At 48.5% G+C, this 20,235-nt stretch carries 15 protein-coding genes; 11 read left to right on the top strand and 4 right to left on the bottom strand.

All coding sequences use genetic code 11. The annotated features are described in order from the left end of the window. Positions 1-25: 25 nt before the first annotated feature. Both MHH82_RS14775 and MHH82_RS14780 read right to left on the bottom strand, forming a co-directional pair. Positions 26-1,051 carry a sensor histidine kinase gene (locus MHH82_RS14775; protein ID WP_015735110.1) on the bottom strand — a complete coding sequence of 342 codons (1,026 nt, stop codon included), beginning with the start codon at positions 1,049-1,051 and terminating at the stop codon, positions 26-28. After that, on the bottom strand, positions 1,048-1,719 hold the full coding sequence (locus MHH82_RS14780; protein ID WP_036663169.1) for a response regulator transcription factor: 672 nt from the start codon (positions 1,717-1,719) through the stop codon (positions 1,048-1,050). Before MHH82_RS14780 ends, MHH82_RS14775 begins: the two co-directional genes overlap by 4 nt. Before the next feature lie 240 nt (positions 1,720-1,959). Between MHH82_RS14780 and MHH82_RS14785 the strand changes: the two genes are divergently transcribed. The 3 genes from MHH82_RS14785 (at position 1,960) to MHH82_RS14795 (ending at position 7,409) form a co-directional block, all read left to right on the top strand. Next, entirely contained in the window at positions 1,960-2,727 is a 768-nt protein-coding gene (locus MHH82_RS14785) for an ABC transporter ATP-binding protein (RefSeq protein ID WP_015735112.1), read from the top strand. Beyond that, on the top strand, positions 2,708-5,902 hold the full coding sequence (locus MHH82_RS14790; RefSeq protein WP_260871300.1) for an FtsX-like permease family protein: 3,195 nt from the start codon (positions 2,708-2,710) through the stop codon (positions 5,900-5,902). Before MHH82_RS14785 ends, MHH82_RS14790 begins: the two co-directional genes overlap by 20 nt. Before the next feature lie 214 nt (positions 5,903-6,116). Continuing rightward, complete coding sequence (locus MHH82_RS14795; RefSeq protein WP_015735114.1) at positions 6,117-7,409, top strand: class II aldolase/adducin family protein; 1,293 nt, start codon at positions 6,117-6,119, stop codon at positions 7,407-7,409. Between the two features lie 122 nt (positions 7,410-7,531). Here the strand turns inward: MHH82_RS14795 and MHH82_RS14800 are convergent, their stop codons facing one another. Continuing rightward, positions 7,532-9,520 (bottom strand): DUF4832 domain-containing protein, encoded by a 1,989-nt coding sequence (locus tag MHH82_RS14800; RefSeq protein WP_036663166.1) that lies wholly within the window; start codon positions 9,518-9,520, stop codon positions 7,532-7,534. A 96-nt stretch (positions 9,521-9,616) separates the two neighbouring features. Beyond that, the gene (locus MHH82_RS14805; protein ID WP_009590609.1) at positions 9,617-10,639 is read right to left on the bottom strand and encodes a LacI family DNA-binding transcriptional regulator; all 1,023 of its coding nucleotides are present in this window, start codon (positions 10,637-10,639) and stop codon (positions 9,617-9,619) included. Positions 10,640-10,990: 351 nt separating this feature from the next. On the opposite strand from MHH82_RS14805, the gene MHH82_RS14810 reads away from it, so the two are divergent. The 8 genes from MHH82_RS14810 to MHH82_RS14845 all read left to right on the top strand — a co-directional run bounded on the left by MHH82_RS14810 (position 10,991) and on the right by MHH82_RS14845 (position 20,218). After that, on the top strand, positions 10,991-12,355 hold the full coding sequence (locus tag MHH82_RS14810; RefSeq protein ID WP_015735116.1) for a DUF4832 domain-containing protein: 1,365 nt from the start codon (positions 10,991-10,993) through the stop codon (positions 12,353-12,355). Continuing rightward, complete coding sequence (locus MHH82_RS14815; protein ID WP_015735117.1) at positions 12,333-13,658, top strand: acyltransferase domain-containing protein; 1,326 nt, start codon at positions 12,333-12,335, stop codon at positions 13,656-13,658. The genes MHH82_RS14810 and MHH82_RS14815 overlap by 23 nt, the downstream gene beginning before the upstream one ends. Beyond that, positions 13,639-14,730, top strand: a complete 1,092-nt coding sequence (locus MHH82_RS14820) for a DUF4832 domain-containing protein (RefSeq protein WP_340966462.1) — start codon at positions 13,639-13,641, stop codon at positions 14,728-14,730. The genes MHH82_RS14815 and MHH82_RS14820 overlap by 20 nt, the downstream gene beginning before the upstream one ends. A 33-nt stretch (positions 14,731-14,763) precedes the next feature. Beyond that, on the top strand, positions 14,764-16,029 hold the full coding sequence (locus tag MHH82_RS14825) for a Gfo/Idh/MocA family protein (RefSeq protein WP_340966465.1): 1,266 nt from the start codon (positions 14,764-14,766) through the stop codon (positions 16,027-16,029). 30 nt (positions 16,030-16,059) lie between these two features. Then, positions 16,060-16,986 (top strand): ABC transporter permease, encoded by a 927-nt coding sequence (locus tag MHH82_RS14830; RefSeq protein WP_009590570.1) that lies wholly within the window; start codon positions 16,060-16,062, stop codon positions 16,984-16,986. Next, the gene (locus tag MHH82_RS14835; protein ID WP_015735120.1) at positions 16,986-17,882 is read left to right on the top strand and encodes a carbohydrate ABC transporter permease; all 897 of its coding nucleotides are present in this window, start codon (positions 16,986-16,988) and stop codon (positions 17,880-17,882) included. The genes MHH82_RS14830 and MHH82_RS14835 overlap by 1 nt, the downstream gene beginning before the upstream one ends. A gap of 69 nt (positions 17,883-17,951) precedes the next feature. After that, the gene (locus MHH82_RS14840) at positions 17,952-19,412 is read left to right on the top strand and encodes an ABC transporter substrate-binding protein (RefSeq protein ID WP_213578490.1); all 1,461 of its coding nucleotides are present in this window, start codon (positions 17,952-17,954) and stop codon (positions 19,410-19,412) included. 323 nt (positions 19,413-19,735) lie between these two features. After that, the gene (locus tag MHH82_RS14845) at positions 19,736-20,218 is read left to right on the top strand and encodes a DUF6530 family protein (protein WP_015735122.1); all 483 of its coding nucleotides are present in this window, start codon (positions 19,736-19,738) and stop codon (positions 20,216-20,218) included. The last annotated feature ends 17 nt before the right edge of the window (positions 20,219-20,235 follow it).

Below are 20,235 nucleotides of genomic sequence, written 5' to 3' on the forward strand. Positions count from 1 at the left end.
GCAGCGGGCTCATACCGTTACCGCTTTATAAGCGGTAATACGTATCCGTTTTCGGAAAATGAATCGTGACTGCTGTATACCTTCCAGCCTCCGACCGGATAGACAAATGATGTCCCAGCTTATGCGCCAATTGTTTTGCAAGATAAAGTCCCATGCCGGTCGATTTGGGATGGCTTCTTCCGATAGATCCGGTAAATCCTTTCTCAAAGACTCGATGGAGGTCTTCCGTCTGGATCCCGATCCCCGTATCTATAATGTTCAACCGCTTTTCTTTACGGTCTTCTTCCACCGTAAATGTAATGTTCCCGCCTTCGTCCGTATATTTCAACGCATTTGAAACGATTTGATCAAGGATAAATCCAAGCCATTTGCGGTCGGTATGGATGGTTTGCCGAATGTCCTCCATATGTAACCGAATCTGTTTATTGATAAACGTCTTGGCGAATTTTTTCGCGCAGGTTTTAATGATCGCTTCCAACGGTTCTTCCGTGATGAAATAATCCTTGGAAAAAGAATCGATTCGAGAATAGTACAGTGCCTGCTCCACGTAATTTTCTATTTTATCCAGTTCGTCCTCAAGTTTATCGGCCAGGGAATCTGCCGTTTCCTCCGTGCTGTTTTCCATGAGCAAACGACTTGCTGCAATCGGTAGCTTTACCTCATGAATCCAGGACATGATAAATTCCTGGTGATCTATTTTCTCTTCATTGAGTTTCCGGAGGTCCCGTTCATGATGCCGGTGCAATTTGGCAAAAAGCTCGAGATACAGCCGCTGCTGCGAATTTTGCGGTTCAGGGGCAGCGACAGGCCAATCTTCCCGGTCAAGATCGATCAGCTCCTGCAGCTTGCGGTAATAGGATCTGCGATAAACATAGCCAATCAGTAAGTAGGCTGCGGTGAAGGCAAAACAAACGATTTGAATATAAAGAATGCTGCCTAAGGCGTGGCCCGTGTTGACGGATAGGGCAACAATCATCGAAATAAAGCCCATCATCCCGGCGTACAGCAACAAAAAATAACGTTTGTCCTTTATGTATCGAAAGAAGCTCATGGGATCATATAACCTTGCCCTTTCTTGGTTACAATCCAGTTTTCCTTGCCGATGCCGGCCAGTTTTTTGCGCAAGCGGACGATGTTGACGGTTAACGTGTTTTCGTCCACGAAGCTTTCATCCTGCCAAAGATGACGCATGATTTTCTTGCGGTCCACAACGGTTCCCTTCTGCTGCATCAGAATCTTCAATATGCTGACTTCGGTTTTGGTAAGCTCCGCTTGTTCGGTTTCATACGTGAGCGTCCCTTTGTCCGGAAGGAACACGACCCCCTCATGCTCGAACACGTTGGATTGCATGTCCGAATAGGAATACGTCCGGCGCAGCAGCGCATTGACTTTAGCGGTCAAAACATCCATATGGAACGGCTTCTGAATATAATCGTCCCCGCCCATATTCACCGACATGACAACATCCATGGGCGAATCGCGGGAAGAAAGAAAGAGCACCGGCACATTGGAGATTTCCCTAATCTTTTGACACCAGTAAAATCCATCATACGACGGCAAGTTGATATCCATGATCACAAGATGAGGCTGTTCATGAATAAAGCATAACGCGACCTGGTCAAAGTTATCGACGCTGACCGTTTCCAGGCTCCATTTGGTTAAAGCTAACTGGATCATCCCGCGAATGGTCGGGTCATCCTCTACGATCATGATTTTCATAAACGATCCTCCCGGGCGTTACTTGCGGCAAATTAAACACATTGTATACGATCTTCCCGCGGCAGACAAGCAAGTTTCCGGGGCTGCTTCCTTTGTCTAATGTGACAGGAATGTAAGGTTGAAAGGGAAGTTGTAAGTTAAAGTAAAGGTGACCTGTATTAAGATCAGGATAAGAAATACATGATTTCGAAATCGTGTTGACATTGTTTCTATATTGATAACCAGGAAGGAAAGATCAACATGAAAATGGTAGTGAACGCGGCTCAGGTTCGAAAGGTTTATGGCGTAAAAGGAAATGTCTATACCGCCTTGGATGATATCGATTTGTCCGTGCAGGAGGGAGAGTTCGTAGGGATCATGGGGCCGTCGGGCGCAGGCAAATCGACTTTGCTCCATGTGCTGGCGACGATCGATCAGCCTACCTCCGGAGACGTTGTGATTGACGGGATGGACGTGCTGAAGATGGATGAGGAACAGTTATCCGCTTTTCGCCGGGATAAACTGGGATTCATTTTTCAAGATTACAATTTGCTGGACACTTTAACCGTGAAGGAGAACATCCTGCTGCCCTTGGCGCTGGCCAAGATGAATGTCAAAGAACTGGAGTTTAGAGTGGGGGAGATCGCGGACAAATTCGGCATCACCCCGATTCTGGACAAATACCCGTATCAGATTTCCGGAGGGCAAAAACAGCGGACTGCGGCTTCACGCGCCATGATTTCCGGCCCCAGCCTGCTGCTGGCCGATGAGCCGACCGGCGCTCTGGATTCGAAATCGGCGACCGACCTGCTGGAGAGCCTGAGGGACTTGAATGAATATGATCAGGCAACGATTCTGATGGTCACCCATGACACGTTTGCGGCAAGTTACTGCAAGCGCGTGCTGTTTATTAAGGACGGTCGCATTTTCACGGAACTGACGAAAGGCGAGGCATCCCGCAAACACTTTTTCAAAAAAATACTGGATGTATTGACCGTACTGGGGGGAAATGCAAGTGACCTTGTTTGACATCGTGAAAAAGAACATGAAAGGGAACTTCAAAAACTACGCCATCTATTTCATTTCCATCCTGTTCAGCGTCATTATCTATTATACTTTCCTTTCTTTGCAGTACAGCCAAGAAATTGCAAGTTCAATCGAATCGTCGCAGAGCATGCAATCCGTTTTTATGATGGCGTCCATCCTATTGATTGTGTTTGTTGCTGTCTTTATCATGTACTCCAACCGTTTTTTTTCGAGACAGCGTAAAAAGGAAGTAGGCTTGTACGCGCTATTTGGTTTGCCCAAAAAAAAGATCGGAAAAATGCTGTTTTATGAAAACCTGATCATTGGGGTAACGGTTTTAATCATAGGAATTATGATCGGCACATTGTTATCCAAGCTGTTCGCCATGATATTAATCAAACTGCTGGGGACGCCTGTACAGGTAGGCATGGCATTCTCCCTTCGCGCGCTGGTTCATACGCTCATCGTGTTCTTGGTGATTATTTTGGCGACGTCGATCCAAGGCTATCGATTGATCTACAGCTTTAAACTCATTGAATTGTTTCGCGCGGAGCAGAAAGGGGAGCAGGAACCGAAAGCGTCGTTTCTATCGGCGGTGGGTGCAGTTCTCTGTCTTGCTGCGGGATACGGATTCGCTTTCCGCGATTTTTCCGTCACCGAAGAAATTCTTGTCAACCTGAGCGTGATGACTGTCGGTATTATCGCTGGAACGCTTCTGCTCTTCTCCTCCTTGGTCATTGTCTTGTTGAGAACCGCCAAGAAGAGAAAGCGAAGTTATTATAAAGGCATGAATCTGGTCATCACCTCTAATTTGGTGTACCGGATTAAAGGAAACGCTCGTTTGTTAAGCGTCATTTCCCTGTTATCCGCAGCAGCTCTGTGCGCTTTCAGTGTCGGATTAGGTGCATATTTCACTTTTGACAAAACATCGAAGCTCACGGCACCGTTTAGCTACATGTATATTGCCCAGGACAAAGCCTTTAATCAGAATGTAGACGATATCATACGCGGGGATGAAGCGCATCCGATTATAGCGCAAATGACGATTCCGGTACTGGAGACAAAAGGGGAGGCTTCCGATCCAGAGATCCTTCCGGAGAGAATGATCGAAGCCGATAAAACCCCGCTCAAAGTGGTTTCGATCGATCAATACAACCAGGTGGCAAAGGTGTTGCGCTTTCCCGTTCTTGATCCGATCGAACAGGATGAAGCCGTTGCGATCCGGCCCATGTATACGGATTATGAGTGGTCCGATTACGAAGGCGAAACGGTCGACATCGAACTGCCTGATCAACGGCTAACCCTTGCTTTTGCGGGGATGACCGTAGAACGAATCATCAATTGGAGTTATCCGGATGTGATGATTGTTGTAAGTAACGGCACCTACGACAACATCGAGGCTCAAGTTTCGCCGACCCGCTATGTCGGATATGCCGTGCAGGAACAGAAGACGACGAAGCACACAGCCGACGCGCTGGCGGCGCTGAAGACACCGGAATCGAACTTGTCTTCTTTTTATTCCGAATACCGGCTTGGGATCGAAGAGGCGGCCTTCAATGTGTTTATATTAGGATTTTTGGGGCTCGTTTTTGTCATGGCAACAGGAAGCATGATCTATTTCAAGCAATTGACAGAAGCGGCGACAGACAAACCTCGGTTCGATATTCTTAAAAAAGTCGGCGTAAGCGGAAAAGAAATCAATATGGCTATCATCAAGCAGAACGCCTTCATTTTTGCTTTGCCGCTCGCGATCGGGCTTGCCCACTACATGGTCATCCTGCAATTATTGAAAAGGTTATTCAGCAATATGGCAGGTGCCAGTCTCTTGCTGCCCATCCTGATCTGCGTCGCTGTGTTTATCATGATCTATACGGTTTATTATGTGCTCACGGTCAACTCCATCAGCAGGATCGTCCATGGAAAGGCTGCCCCCGTGGCAAGAATTGCAGTTATCGCCATTACGGTCTGTCTTCTGGTTCTGATTGGCATATTCTTCGGCACTGAAACCCCTGCAACGCAGGATGAAAGGGGCCCGGCAGAGAAAATCCAGTTACAGCTTCCAAAACCTACTGGAGAATACGCTGTGGGGTCGATGGAAATGCACTTCAAGGATGACAACCGGGTGGACCCATGGAAACAGGACAGAGACAGGGAGCTGATGGTCAGCATATGGTACCCGGCCACGGGGAAAAGCGAGCAGAAGGCTTTGTACATGCAGCCCGAAGCAGCAAAGTATTACGATGAAAACACGATCTCCACGATCGGGTTGGATCCCGGCAGAGTCGATCTATCCGGTATCGGCACACACTCTTGGGTGAATGCGCCTCCAGTGAACAACGGCGATGGGTGGCCGATCCTCATCTACACACCTGGCGGGTCTGTTCCAAGAAACTTCGGGACGGCTGTAGTCGAAGACTTGGTCAGCAGAGGTTATGTAGTGGTTGCAGTCGATCATACGTATGAAGCCTCTGCGGTCCAGTTTCCCGATGGACGTGTGGCCACGGAGTCATTACCGCCTTTCAGTGCAGAAACGGTACTGAAAATGCTAGAGATAAGAGTGGATGATATCCAATATGTATTGGATCAACTCGAACTCATAAAGGAAGGCCTTCATCCAGGCGATCAGCCTTTACCCGCGGGACTTCAAGAAACATGGGATCTGTCAAGGATCGGAATATTCGGACATTCTGCCGGAGGGGCTACCGCTGCTCAGGTGATGTATGAGGATGACCGGGTTGACGCCGGCATCGATATGGATGGAACGATGGGGTATATGCCCGATAACCCGCTCCCGGTGGCGGTGCACGGTTTGGATCGTCCTTTCATGCTCATGAACTCAGGCTACAATAAGGAGGGCGAGGTTGATTCCCATCTAACCGCGATGGACCGTCAATCGTTCTGGCAGCATTCGACCGGCTGGAAGCTCGATTTAAGCATACCCGAGGGAGCACATTATACGTTTACAGATTATCAGTCGCTCCTTCCACAGCTTCAAGAGAAGTTGAGCCTTTCGCCGCGAGTTGTCCAGCAATTTATCGGGACAGCTGAGCCTGAACGGACGATCGCCGCCCATCGAGAGTATGTCGCTGCTTTTTTCGATTATCATCTGAAGGGTGCACCACAGCCGCTGCTGGACTCCCCATCTGCAGACTATCCTATGGTTGATTTTATTCCATAATGTCAGAGGTGTGAACCTCTAAAGTTGCCAAAACGGGGGGAACAGGGATGATATCATCCCTGTTTTTTACGTTCCGGTTCAGGATCATCATCATTATTATTTACGGCTTTTGTTATTGTTTTTGCCACATTTCTCCTCGAAAATCGACAGCAAAAACAGTATAATAAAAACAAACAAAACTAAACAAAAACATTCGGATAAGGCGGTGGCAGGAATGAATCAGGATTTTATGCATCCGGCAGATCAGCTTCTTCTCTTTATCAATCGCATTTACAACCATGGGATGACCACCACGTCGGGGGGCAATTTGTCGATCAGGGACCATAACGGGGATATATGGATTACGCCAGCGGGGGTGGACAAAGGGTCGCTTAACCGGTCGGATATGGTATGCGTGAAGGAGGACGGCAGGGTAGAGGGAATTCACAAGCCTTCCAGCGAATTTCCCTTTCATCGGCTCATTTATCAAGCCCGCCCGGATTTGAAGTCGATCATTCATGCCCATCCGCCTGCACTGGTTTCGTTCAGCATAGTAAGGCGCATTCCGGATACAAGGCTGCTTCCGAACGAAAGGCAAATTTGCGGCGAGATCGGAATCGCGCCTTATGCGCTGCCCGGAAGCGAGCAGCTCGGGGAGAACATCGCAGCCGTCTTCAAGCGAGGGATCGACACCGTCATGCTGGAGAATCACGGGGTCGTGGTCGGGGGAGAGGATCTTTTTCAAGCGTTTCGTCGGTTCGAAACCCTCGACTTCTGTGCACGCCTTGAGATTGAGGCACGTCGAATCGGTAAACCGGTCCTGCTTACCGATGAGGATTACGAAACCGTGCGCAACAAAAGCACGCTGCAGATGGATACGTTCATCCGCGATTCCTGCACGTCGGAAGAAAAAGAGCTGCGCCGCGATATGTGCGGATTGATGAAACGCGCGTATAAACAGGGATTGTTCACCAGCACGCAGGGCACCTTCTCCCATCGATTGCAAGGAAACGATTTTGTCATCACGCCATATGGCAAAGACCGCAATGATCTGGAACCGGAAGACCTCGTCCGCATAGAGAACGGCAAAGCGGAAGCGGGCAAACAGCCGAGCAAATCCGTTCTCCTCCATGAAGCAATCTATAACACGCAGCCGCATGTCCATTCGGTCATTATCGCGCATCCTCCCAACATTATGGCATTTGCGGTCACCGATACGGCCTTCGATTCGAGGACGATACCGGAAAGCTATATATTGCTTCGTGGAACGCCGAAGCTCCCCTTTCATGCGGTGTATAATGAGCCTGAGCGTACCGCTTCGCTGTTTAAAGCCAATACGCCGATTGCCATTGTGAACAATAACTGCGTAATCGTTGCCGGTCAAAGCCTGCTCAACGCTTTTGATCGATTGGAAGTTGCGGAGTACAGCGCGAAGTCCATTTTGTCGGCGAGAACGCTAGGCGATGTCATCCACATCGATGATGAACGGATCCGCGAGCTTGAAGCAGCATTTCATCTGGAATCATGAGCAAGAACCAGGCGTTCATGATCTATAGCCTTTAAATGAAGGAAGAGCAGCAGAGTTGCCGTGAATGATACGCGGCCATCTGTTGCTCTTTTTATTATGATAGTTGAAATCCGTTTATCATGCTATTTGGTCCATGAACCGACCTTATAAGCTCCGTCTGAAAGCCGGTTTGTGTTAGCGAAATCAACCGCCGGCTGGTTCGTCGATGGATCGAGAATCGCTATGGCTAATTCATAAGTACCGCTCGGCAGTGTATTCGTAGGAAGAGAGCCTGTGACTGTGTGCTGCCCAGTTCTCCAGGTCGTTAAGTCCGCCGATGTGGTTTGGCGTGCCACGATCTGGCCGCCGCTGCGCAGCTGGATTTCAAGAGGCCAATTGAATGGGAAGTGTTGAACCCCCTTATTCTCCACCGTGACGGATACTTCGAGCGTGCTTCCGCTATTTACTTGCGGGTATGCAGCCTTGTTTACGACAAAGTGATAACCCATTCGTTTCTTGAGCGTATCGATGTTGCCTTGCAATGGATTCCCCACCGCCAGGGAAGCCGGAGAATTCGGTCCCAGCCAGCTTGGCTTGCTGAGCTCGGTTTGCCGAAGGGTCTCATTGAAGCCGCTGCCTGACGTAAGCGCAGCATTCATGCCATAAGCACCACCATAGAATTCGCCGCCGGAGACGCGAGTGTCCCAAAAGTTTGCATGGGCGGGTTGCTGCTGGCCGATGTCATCCCAATATCCGTTCTGGGTGCCTGTATACCAGCCCCATTCGGAATCGAAGCTCGGCTGATCGCCGAAGACGTCATTGTACATTCCCAGAATCAAACCCTTGTTGTTATTCTTGGCCAGCTCTACGCTGCGTCTAATCAATAGCTGCGTGTGATCCTCCTGATCGGCAAAGGCATCGATATAATGCTGAATATATTGGTTGGATACGCTGTTCGGAGGAAATGCCCCCGTATAGTTGCTTTCCCCGTTCGGTCCGACATAAGGCCAGGTATGGAATTCGGCCCAATGTCCGAGCGAACCGATTTGCACAAAAGCGATCGGGCTATCCGGGGAGTCGTAATGGTCCGCAATCGCCTCGATTGCAAGTTTGTGCCTGGCGATCAGATAGTCGGAACTGTAATTAGGAGAGAAGCCCGTGTTGTTGCCGGCTCCCATGCCTCCAGTATCGTCGCGATAGGCCTTGCCCGGCGATTGTCCCAGGCTTGCCATGTCGTTGTACAGCCAATCCGGGATATCCCGGTGAGCCACGCCGGAAGGACTGTCCAGAATAAAGCGAAGGATTACCTTGACGCCGCGGCTTTTCCAATAGTCGAAATGATTGGAGGCTTCAATCGCACTGAAATCATAATTGCCCTTCGTCGGCTCAAACTCCTTCCAAGTCACGCCGGCATATACCAGCCGATGAGGTTGAGGATAATTGGTAGATTTTGCGGATGGAGCCCAGCCTTTAAACGGGTTATTCAACGGATCATTCAGCTCGGTTGGATAGAATTCGATCATATTGCCTCCCGGATGATGTGCTTGTAAGGTATAGACCGGAAGCGGCTGGTTCTGTGCCGGCAGGCGGTGCATATCCGAATTGTTATCCAGATACCCGATGCTCACGCTGCTGCCTTCGCCAAGTCCAAGCGTAGAAAGAGGGATCGCTGCTTCAATCACAGATGAGGAACGTACATATTGAGAAGAAGTCAGAGTCGATGAAAAATTCCAGTTCCAGCTGCTTCCATTGCCTGAGTAGCGGTATAAGGATTGGTTCTCGAGAAGCCACTCAACGCCTGTCGTGCCCCAGCCAAAAGCTTGATATCCGGTAGAAGCATTCCCGTCCGTATTCAACCAGAAGCTTCCCATCGTAGTGCTAAGGCCTGAGCCTTGTACAAGCAGATAAAGATTCTTGTCGTCATGGGAAGCCTTTAAGATTTGAGCCGTTCCCGTATTCGTGGATAGGGCCGGAATGCCCTCCCAGTCGCTCGGATCGCCGTCAACAACAATAGAGGCAGAGGCAGTTTCCGCAGACCAAGTAAAGCGGGGAAAAGGGAATAAGGCAAGTAGAATGGCCGTCATGATAATTAGTGCAAACGGCTGCTTCCAATGGATACCCCGTGCTTTCATGTCAAACCTCCTCACAGAATTGTTCTTTTACTCTCAAGAAATCGAACCCTTCACCTCCTTTCCGAGCAGGCAATTAACAATTCGTGATTAAGCCGTTTAAGTTGAGCTGCGTGCCACCAAGCGGGTAGGCAAAATCACCTTTTTGGGCAGCAGCTTGTTTCCGTTGATTCGGTCGATTAAGTTATCGACAGCTACCATGCCGATTTCTTTCATCGGCACATCGATCGTAGACAGCGGCGGATTGGAATACTTGGATACCTCAATGTTGGATAGCCCAATAACCGCTACTTCGTCAGGAACGGAAATACCGTTGTTATACAGGCCGTTGAGGGCGGCCATAGCCATTAAATCGCTGCCGGCAAAGAAGGCAGTCGGGAAATTTCGGGTTGTACATAGATGATTGATTTTTTCGATGCAGACCGCCTCATCCCACATGCAATCAATAACCCAATCGGGATTGACCGACAATCCGGCAGCATGCATGGTTGCGTAGTAGCCCCGATAACGACGGCTGTCTTTGAGGTTGCTCGATAATCCGCTGCCCCCGATATATCCGATTCGGGTATGGCCTTTTTCAATGAGATGGCTGACGGCCATCGAAGCGACATTGTAATGATCGTAGCCGACATTGTCGATATCCCCGCGCTCCGTATCGATCCCTACGATGTACGGGACCTGCTTGCGAATATATTCGTAGGTCTCGTGATCGAGCGATTCCATGAGAATGAGGCCGGTAATCGGTTCGCTAAATGTATTAAATAGGATCTTGCTGTCGTTCAATTCAATTCCCGTCCGGATAAAGGACATGTTGTAACCGGCGCCAAGCAAGCGTTCTTCCACGCCGGATAAGATCGACATGAAGTAGGGATCGTTGTATTTATCCTTGGTGACGCTTAAGACGCATCCGATTTTGATATGCGATTTGCTTTCGGCTGGGTCCTGAGCAGAAACCTTGCGCTTGGGCCCTGATGCGATTTTATAGTTCAGCTGCGTAACGGCTTGCCAAACCCTTTCCCGGGTTTCGTCCGTGATTTTATACTTCGTATCATTGTTTAACACTCTGGACACGGTGGCTGTGGATACATTTGCAAGTTTAGCAACATCCCGAATCGTACTCATGTATAAACACATTCTCCTTTTAAGTTACTAATAATCGCCATTTTAGAGTTTATAGGAATGTTACATTGTAAACAATGATTTGCTTTTATTACAGACTATGTTACGTTGTTTGTTGCGTAATATCGTTACGTTACTTCATTTTACATTCCTCCTTAATCAAAATCAAGAGTGACATGTATATTCCATGCGTTGTCACTAGAAATTTCGTAGTATTTCAAAATTGATATTGCCAGATAACATGCGAATGATATAACATGAAATCACTAAACAAATTGTGTAATAAAACAGATTTAACGCAACAAACAACGTAACAAACAAAGGCTTCTGTTTAGTACATGGGGGAGTTGGGATATGAACAAGAGAGTTACGGTTTACCCAATGATATCGGATGAAATGTTGACCAATCCGGGGATTGGCTTTACCACGGCGCCGGGCTTGATGGGAGATCCGGAACGGATTGTTGATAACCGGGGGGAAGCGCAGCGCAAATACAAGTTTGCGGAAGACAGCAGGACGTACAATCATCCGGACAGCAAAGTATATTTCTGCAGCGTTCGTTGGCGTGACATCGAAACGGATAAAGGGAGTTACGACTGGAGCGTGTTGGAAGAAAAGCTGGATTACGCCAAATCATTAGGCTGTACTGCCGTGGTGCGCTGTTCGCCATATGCATTAAGCGAAGAAGACGATATTCCGTCTTGGTTCCGGGCCGAATATCCGGAGGAACCCGAGTTTCCGTTCTGGAGAGTAGACCCTCTGACCACCCCATATGCCGAGTATTGGTCTGATTTCATCAAGGCGTTTGCCGCCCGCTTTGACGGCCATCCGCTTATCAGCTCGATCGATTTGACCATAGTCGGAGCCTGGGGGGAAGGCGGCGGAACCGAATTTCTAACGACTGGCGCGATTAAGCAGATAACGGATGCTTACTTGGACGGTTTTAAAATAACGCCTCTCCAGGCACTGCTGCATGATCCGCTGTCGATCGGGATCATAAATGAACGCAAAGCCAAAGTCGGATTTCGCGTGGATTGCTTGGGGGATATGGGCGGCTTTCATGGCGATCAGTGGTCGCATATGACCGATTTCTATCCGCAAAATATTCAGAATTTTGAGATGGGCGATGCCTGGGAGAAAGCGCCGATCCTGTTCGAAGCATGCTGGCATATGAATGACTGGTATCTGCAGGGCTGGGATATCGACTATATCATACAAGAAACGCTCAAGTGGCATATTTCATCCTTTAACAACAAAGGGACGGTAGTGCCGGAACCGTGGAAAGAGAAGGTCAAGGCTTGGATTAACAAGATGGGCTACCGCTTCGAATTAAGGAAATTCGCGTACGATTCGATAGCGGACGTTGGCGGAGAGCTAAACATCGATGCGTTGTGGGCTAATGTCGGCGTCGCTCCGATTTATCATCGTTATCCGCTGGCGGTGAGGTTAACCGGCCAATGTCGATCGTTTACGCTGCATAGCAGTGAAGACATCAGGGAATGGCTCCCGGATGAGGATATTGCTTGGATAGAAAGGTTTTCGCTTCCTATCGATATGCCGGCGGGTGAGTATATGTTGGAGATTGGCATCGAAACCGGCGTGAAGGAAATCGGGAATATCCAGCTGGCAATCACGGGATATCAAGACGGCTTTTACCCGATGGGTAAGCTATTCGTCGAAAGGGGGAGGCAGGCTAATGGAAAGGCCGATGAATTATAGAGAAGTAACAGCGATCTGTGATTTTGATTATCTGCCTGATGGATTGGAAGCAAAATATGATCGCTATCTACCGGATGGCGAGCCCTATCTCATACCAAGGGGCTTCTTGAATGGAATCTTTGAGCGATATCAGACTCCCGAGGAGACTCGGCAATGGATTGAACAGGGGATTTTAGCGATAGAGGAAGACGCCGTATTGTTTCATTTCACCAAATTTTTGGTGGAGGATCTGTGCTCGGCTCGCAATCGCTGTGATGAAGCCCATTATACCAATATGACGCCCGCATGCATGAAGAAGCACGGCGAATTATATTCGTTTTTATTGCTGCTAGCCTGCGTGGTGCCTTCCATGAAGATGCTGGAGAAGCGTTCCGTACCCCTAATCTATTATGAGGACATTCCGCATCAACCGCTGAAGCTGCAAATGGAAAAATTGGCACTGCAGGGCGATGCCAAGGTTCATGATTTCCCGTGGGTGATGAATTTCTATACCTGCTCCATCTTTCTGTTGGACCGCTTCTATTTTATTCCGTACCGATTCGAGGATTCCTTCACCATGTTCCGCCATAGGGATACGCAGGAAGTTCTTGCCCTTCGCCATCCCGGAGAGGATTTCCGCAGCGATGGACAGCGGAATGGAATCAACAACGTTTATGATTCTCAAGGCCGCTTCACATCGGAATGGCAGGAGAATGCCGAATTCATCATCGCGAATCGGATCAATCCCATGGGATTCGTCGAAAGAGAAACAACGCCGATCTTAAAGAAGGACTGGGATACCGTGCTTCAAAAAGGGGATACCCTGTTGGCGCTTCACATTCCATCCGGGCCCGGGTACACGCCGGACAGGCTTAGGAATTCCATGGCGATGGCCATCGAATTCTATGATCGATATTTTCCGGAATTGCCCATTAGAGGCTTCTGGAGTTCAAGCTGGCTTTATGATACCAGGCTCTCGCTCGTTTTGGACAATGAAAAAAGCAATATCGTCCACGTTCAACGGCAGTTTTATAATTATCCCACCGATGAAGGGGACGGCATGCTGCGCTATGAAGTCTTTGGAGACCGGAATGCTGATCCGGCGTTGAATACCGGCGAATATACGACCTCGCTGCAAAGAGCGGCTGCTGAGTATATGCGGACCGGAGCCCGATTCAATACGTTAAGCATGATCGTGCTGAAGGAAGATATCGGCCGGATTGGCAGCATGACTTATATAACCGACGCAGATATAGAATTGTTCCGCGGAACCGTTGACAGCCATTTACAAAGGAGCGAAGAGGATGGGGAAATATTCGCTTGAGAGCCACGAGAAGTATAAAACCGTCAAAATCAGGCCGAAGCCCTTATCGGTCAAGGAGTACGATACAAGCCACGGTCGATTCGAATATGCGGCTTTTTCATGGAAGGAACTAGAACCTGCGCGAGGAGAGTATAAGCTCGGAGGGATCGAAAAGGTATTGAAAGCGATTACGAATCCTGTTCTTTTCCTGACGCCGGACCTGCCAGAATGGGCGAAGGATAGCCTCGAAGCATGTTATGCGGCATTGATCCGAAAAGTAGGGAGTATGATCGATTCGGATAAACGCCTTGCAGCCGTTATGATCTCGACCTTGGCAAACAGCAAGGAAGAATGGAACGCCTATATCGATTCATTTGGGTCCCAGACGCTGGTTGCCGATCTGCAGAATGAACCGCTGATTCAATATTTAAAGGAGCGTGTCCGCGGCTTTGGCCTGCTGGTGAAGTGCGGCGAGGAGAACTGGATCGAATGCTGCGAAGCCTTTGCCAAACATCATTTGCAGCGGGTATGGAAGAGCTACCCGGTGTTCCTCCATGCGACCGATGAAGCTGGCGGTTCCCACATCAGACGGGAGGCCTTTCGCTGGCATGCCGGGATGTCCAACGTAAACTTAGGGCTTGGTTACAACCTTGCTTTACGTCGGCTAACCTACCCGGAAACGGTGTCCGGAAGCGGGAGCCTGCCGCTGCGATTCTGGTTCGTAAATTCGGGAAGCTCAAGAATCTATCGGAAATTTCAGCTGCGGCTGCAGCTAAAGCAGGAAGACGTGTCCTATGAATTTCCGCTGCACGCGGCAACGCATTCCTGGTTAACCGGCGACCTTGTCCATAACGAGATCGTTCACTTGCAGGACATCGCGGCGGGAACCTATTCACTTGGCATAGCGCTCTGCTTCGAAGACCGTTCTTTACTGACGCTGAATATACAGAACCGGCAACTGGATGGTTTTTATGAGATGGGTACGATACAAGTCGAAGCCTCCCGCGAGGATCCCCTCAAGAATATATGGGACACTTATTATCCGGAAGGATATTATCCCCTGGAAGATCCCCAGATGCCGGGACAAGAATAATCGATCTAGACAAATACGAGCTCGCTGGAGGTTATGGAGTTGAAACTAGCATTAATTGGTGCAGGACAAAGAGGCATGATCTATTCAAGGCACGCTTACCAAAGCGAGGAAATTGTGGCGGTGATCGAGCCGGATGCCTGCAGAAGAAAGGCAGCGGCGGATGAGTTTCAGATTCCGCTAGAGAAACAATTTGCATCCGTGGATGCGTTTTATGCAATGGGGAAAATTTGCGATGCCGTTATCATCTCTTCCATGGACAAGGACCATTACGAGCAAACGATGATGGCGCTTGATCTTGGCTATGATATTTTGCTCGAGAAGCCCATTTCACCAAGTCCGGTAGAATGCATGAGAATTCAGGAGAAAGCCAATGAAAAAGGCCGCAAGGTGATTGTATGCCATGTGCTCAGATATACGAACTTCTTTGCGGAAATTAAGAAAATCATCGATAGCAATGAACTCGGGAAAATCGTGACCATACAGCACAACGAGAACATCGGCAATTTCCATATGGCACATTCCTTCGTAAGAGGCAATTGGAGAAGAAGCGATCTGGCGAGCCCGATCATCATGCAGAAATCCTGTCATGACATGGATATTCTATCCTGGCTTGTGGACAGCGGGGCGAAACGCATCTCTTCGTATGGAAGCCTTACGTATTTCAAAGAGGAGAATGCACCGGCAGGCAGTGCGGAACGATGCCTCGACTGTAAGGCAGCCGCGAACTGCCGATTCGACGCAAGAAAAGCCTATTTGCCTATAAGGGGCCAATGGCCCGCTACCGTCATTTCGGCGGACCAGAGCGAAGAGGGACTGCTCCAAGCGCTAGCAACGAGTCCTTACGGACGCTGCGTATATCGGCTTGACAATGATGTATGCGACCATCAAGTCACCCTGATCGAGTTCAAAAACGGGGTAACGGCAACGTTTAATTTAAGCGGATTCACCAACAAAATGTACCGTACGCTCAAAATCATGTGCGAGCATGGGGAAATCCGAGGCGACGATAACTTGAACATTATCGAAGTCACCCGCTTTAACTCCAATATGGCAGAACCCGTTCAGCAAACCGTCATTCGGCCGGCAACGGTGAGCGGCGGACATAACGGCGGCGATACCGGTCTGATGAATGACTTCTTGGAGAATCTGGGGAATGCCGACTTCAGCAGCAGATCCTCCATCGACATGTCCGTTGAAAGCCATATGATGGCCTATGCCGCGGAAGAGGCAAGAATTACCGGTACCGTGATCGATCTGGATGAACTAAAGATGAAGCTGCAGCAAGGCATTACAGCTTAGTCGTGTAATCACATGCAAAGGGGTGATGGAATGAGTTCGGCTGTCAAGGGATTTCTCTATGAAATAAAAAAACACAGGATCCTGTATCTCATGTGCGTGCCCGCGCTGATCGTGCTGATCATGTTCTCCTATATCCCGTTTGCCGGGATATGGATGGCGTTTACCGACTTCAATGTGGTCGACGGCATCTTCGGCAGCAAATTTGTGGGTCTGGACAACTTCAAATACTTTTTTTCGGAAAACAGCATGGGATGGAAGGTTACTTATAACACGCTGTATATCAACTTTTTCGGTCTCATCTTAGGCATTATCATTCCTGTCAGCATTGCCATTCTGATCAATGAAATCCGGCATAAAGCCTACAAAAAGATCGCGCAAAGCATGATGTTTTTTCCGTATTTCATATCTTGGGTTGTTGTCGGTGCGATTCTGTACGGAATCTTCTCCACGGATGTGGGCGTAGCGAATCATATTTTGAAGTTCTTCGGTGCGGAGCCGATCTCCTGGTACTCGGAGCCAAAGTATTGGAAGTGGATCATCATTCTGTCGAGCGTCTGGAAATGGAGCGGCTACAGCTCCATTGTCTACATGGCGGCGATGTCCAATTTTGACGGGAGCCTATACGAAGCGGCCAAGGTGGATGGCGCCAACAAATTGCAGCAAATTCTTTACTTGACCGTGCCCATGCTGAAGCCAACGATCATCGTTTTGAGCTTGCTGAGCGTCGGACGAATCTTCTACGGGGACTTTGGGATGATTTACGGTATCGTTGGCAACAACCCGGTCCTGGCTGAAGAAGTAACAGTCATCGATACCTACGTTTATCAGTCGATGCGTACGCTGGGCTTTTCTTACTCGACGGCCATCGGGCTATTCCAGTCATTGATGGGCTTGATCCTGATTACGGCTGCTAACAAATCCGCTAAGAAAATAAACGACGGAGAGGGTCTATTTTGATGATGGAAAAGAATAGATTGCTTGGCGATAAATTGGTGATTGCCTTTGCCTATGCATTCATTGGCTTATTCGCACTCGTTTGTCTGTATCCTCTTGTATTAACGTTAAGCGTGTCCTTTTCTTCGGAACAGGCCGTTGCAAGAAACGGATATTCGATCATCCCTCTGAGCCCGAGCTTGGATACATATAAATATATCTTTGTTAATAGTGGGATGAAACTGCTCAAATCCTACGGCGTTACCCTGTTTGTAACCACTGTGGGGACGTTTGGGGCTCTGTTGATTACCAGCATGATTGCATTTTCCCTATCTATCAAAAAGCTGAAATACCGCAACGTGCTCGCTTTCATTAGCAACTTTACGATCATCTTCTCGGCCGGCTTGATACCGTGGTACATGGTCAGCGTCAATTATTACGGGTTGAAGAACAGCATTCTGGCTTTGATCCTGCCGTCCATATTCAGCGTATGGAACATGTTTCTGATGCGAACGTACTTTGCAAGCATTTCTCCATCTTTATATGAAGCGGCCGAGATGGACGGCGCCAATTATTTTACGATCTATGTCAAAATAGCCCTTCCGTTAAGCAAAACCGCACTGCTGACGGTTGGTCTAATGTATGCGCTTCAATATTGGAATGATTGGTGGCACGCGCTGATCTTCATTAACGAACGCGATTTGTTTCCGCTGCAGTATTTCCTCTACAACATTCTGTCGAACGTCAATGCGATAAGTTCCGGACGAATTCCGTCAGGGGCATCGGGCAACATCACATTGCCTGCCGAAACCGTGAAGATGGCCATTACGGTCATTACGATCGGTCCGATCATTTTCCTGTATCCGTACATTCAAAAATACTTCGTGCACGGGATTATGGCCGGAGCGGTAAAAGAATAGACACCTGCGTGGTTATTGGCCGATTCAGGCTTTTAACATAGATTAACCATTTCATAGGGAGGGTCTTTCATGAAAGCAAAAAAAATGCTGATCTTGTTGGTTTTATTGATCGCATCCGTTTCGGTAATGGCAGGATGCAGCGGCAAAAAAGAGGGGGCAGCCGCGCTCGAAACCGTCACGATTTTGTATCCGGGGGAACGAAGCGATCGCATGAACGAATTTTTAAACAATGAATTCGCAGAGAAAATGGCTGCCGATCTCGGTCTAAAGGTCGAAGTCATATATGTGCCGTGGGCCCAGTATTGGGAACAGAAAGATATCATGCTGGCCGCAAACGAACCTATCGATTTGTATTGGGATGGTCTTCCTGATCTTTCCACGATCGTCAACAAGAAACAAGCCATGGTTCTGGATGATTTAATCCAGGAATATGGTCAGGATATGTTGAAAGTTTTGCCGATGGAACAGCTTCAAGGCGCAACCATCGATGGGAAAATTCACGGCATTCCGTCGGCCTATGCACCGTCCTCGGCCATGTACCAGCTGGTCGCCGTCCGCCAGGATATTCTGGAAGCCGTGGGGATGACCGACGTGAAGACACCCGACGATTTAAAAGAATTCGCGACCAAGGCGAAAGAGAAGTTTCCTGAAATGAAAGGACCCGCCGACATTATCTTCAAACCGTTGACTCGATACTTTACCGATGAACAATATAACTGGATCGCCGTCGAAGATTTGGTTGTATTCGGGGAAGACAGCAAGAAAGCATACAGCTATTATGAAACGGAAGCATTCCAGGAAGTGGCGAAATTTAACCGGGGAATGTATGAAGCAGGTTTATACACAGAGGATTTGACCATCAAATACAACGAGAGAGACTCCCGCATGCAGACCGGCCTATATTTATGGGTGGAAGGATCTCTGGGCAAGGAAATGGAAATCGTCGATGCCATCAAAGCCAATGCCCCGGATGCCGAAGTTAAGACCTATCTGCTAGCCGAGGATAAGCCGCGTTATGTGACCGCCACAGGCGGGGAAGTTCTGGGCATTCCAGTCAATGCTCCGAATCCGGAAGGAGCCATGAAGTTTGTGAACTGGATTTATAAATCCAAGGAAAATTACCAGTTTGCTCTCTATGGCGTCGAAGGCAAGGACTACGAGATCGTGGACGGAAGAATCAATAAGCTCACCCCGAGCGAATTCTTCTATGAATGGATGTTTAGAAACCAGAATTACCAATTGTTCGGGCCGAACGTGGCCCAGGAATCCATCGATCAATATAAGAGCTGGGATGATCAGGCTGTTCGATCCGAATCCTTGGGATTCCGATTCAATAACGAAAAGGTTAAGTTGATCGAGACATCCTTGAAAGAAGTCGCAGGCAAAGATCTAGCTGCGATCCGTTCCGGATTTGTCGATTTTGAGACAGAGTATCCCAAAGCGATCCAGAAACTGAAGGCGGCTGGGATTGACGAATATGTCGCCGAGATACAGCGTCAGCTGGATGAATTCTTGGCAGCTAAACAATAGGGGTTTCTCCGTGTTCCAGCAACGAAGCAGCTGAAATTGAGAACTGTCGGTGAAACAGACCATACCATCATTAATTCCGAAGAAGTATCTCCTAAACAAGGGGATGCTTCTTTTCTTTTTTGTTCAATTCATAAATTCACGCTTTGCTGGGCGTCACCAGTCAGGTGTTTACAACAAAATAAAATATGTCTATTATATAAATAGATAAATAATATAAATGTTTATCAAAACAATGATCATTAATCATTACTTATATGTTCTATGGCAAACGATGCACTTGAATTATTTATGTAAGATCCATTTCTGAGAAAAGAGGATAAATGATGAACATACACGCTTCTATGAATCATAAGCCTGTCATTGTGTCGGATAATTACGGGGAGGTCGATGGGCGGTTTGCCGGCGCCACCGATGTCAGGGCGTTATCCCTCGGACTGTCTCAAGGTAACGAGGAAGGCCAGGCAAATGTTGCCGCCAGAGTATGGAGAGATGCGGACGAGCAAGCAACCGAACAATCGTTAGAGCTTCCGATTCATCGCATTCTGGATTTGTCTATTCTCGTTTGCAGCGCACTGGCGCATTTTAGCGAAGCCTATCGATACGAGCAGTTCTATGATCCGCAGAATCCCGTGATCGACCGGATCGGGCTGCAGGGAAGCGCCATGACGGTAGCCGTATGCACGGACAATGAACAGATCCATGAGGATATCAGGCTGTTTAACGAGGCTTTGAGCGATAACGGCGAGATGATTGGTGAAAGACTGCGGACATTAACCAGAGCATTGAAAGAATTGGGGTACGAATAATGAGGAGGCATCCCAGA

The organism is Bacillus sp. FSL K6-6540 (genome assembly GCF_038007545.1).

Excerpts from the sequence above, each read along its gene's own strand:
- MHH82_RS14775 (WP_015735110.1), bottom strand. The coding sequence starts at position 1,051 with ATGAGCTTCTTTCGATACATAAAGGACAAACGTTATTTTTTGTTGCTG.
- MHH82_RS14780 (WP_036663169.1), bottom strand. The coding sequence starts at position 1,719 with ATGAAAATCATGATCGTAGAGGATGACCCGACCATTCGCGGGATGATC.
- MHH82_RS14785 (WP_015735112.1), top strand. The coding sequence starts at position 1,960 with ATGAAAATGGTAGTGAACGCGGCTCAGGTTCGAAAGGTTTATGGCGTA.
- MHH82_RS14790 (WP_260871300.1), top strand. The coding sequence starts at position 2,708 with ATGCAAGTGACCTTGTTTGACATCGTGAAAAAGAACATGAAAGGGAAC.
- MHH82_RS14795 (WP_015735114.1), top strand. The coding sequence starts at position 6,117 with ATGAATCAGGATTTTATGCATCCGGCAGATCAGCTTCTTCTCTTTATC.
- MHH82_RS14800 (WP_036663166.1), bottom strand. The coding sequence starts at position 9,520 with ATGAAAGCACGGGGTATCCATTGGAAGCAGCCGTTTGCACTAATTATC.
- MHH82_RS14805 (WP_009590609.1), bottom strand. The coding sequence starts at position 10,639 with ATGAGTACGATTCGGGATGTTGCTAAACTTGCAAATGTATCCACAGCC.
- MHH82_RS14810 (WP_015735116.1), top strand. The coding sequence starts at position 10,991 with ATGAACAAGAGAGTTACGGTTTACCCAATGATATCGGATGAAATGTTG.
- MHH82_RS14815 (WP_015735117.1), top strand. The coding sequence starts at position 12,333 with ATGGAAAGGCCGATGAATTATAGAGAAGTAACAGCGATCTGTGATTTT.
- MHH82_RS14820 (WP_340966462.1), top strand. The coding sequence starts at position 13,639 with ATGGGGAAATATTCGCTTGAGAGCCACGAGAAGTATAAAACCGTCAAA.
- MHH82_RS14825 (WP_340966465.1), top strand. The coding sequence starts at position 14,764 with ATGGAGTTGAAACTAGCATTAATTGGTGCAGGACAAAGAGGCATGATC.
- MHH82_RS14830 (WP_009590570.1), top strand. The coding sequence starts at position 16,060 with ATGAGTTCGGCTGTCAAGGGATTTCTCTATGAAATAAAAAAACACAGG.
- MHH82_RS14835 (WP_015735120.1), top strand. The coding sequence starts at position 16,986 with ATGATGGAAAAGAATAGATTGCTTGGCGATAAATTGGTGATTGCCTTT.
- MHH82_RS14840 (WP_213578490.1), top strand. The coding sequence starts at position 17,952 with ATGAAAGCAAAAAAAATGCTGATCTTGTTGGTTTTATTGATCGCATCC.
- MHH82_RS14845 (WP_015735122.1), top strand. The coding sequence starts at position 19,736 with ATGAACATACACGCTTCTATGAATCATAAGCCTGTCATTGTGTCGGAT.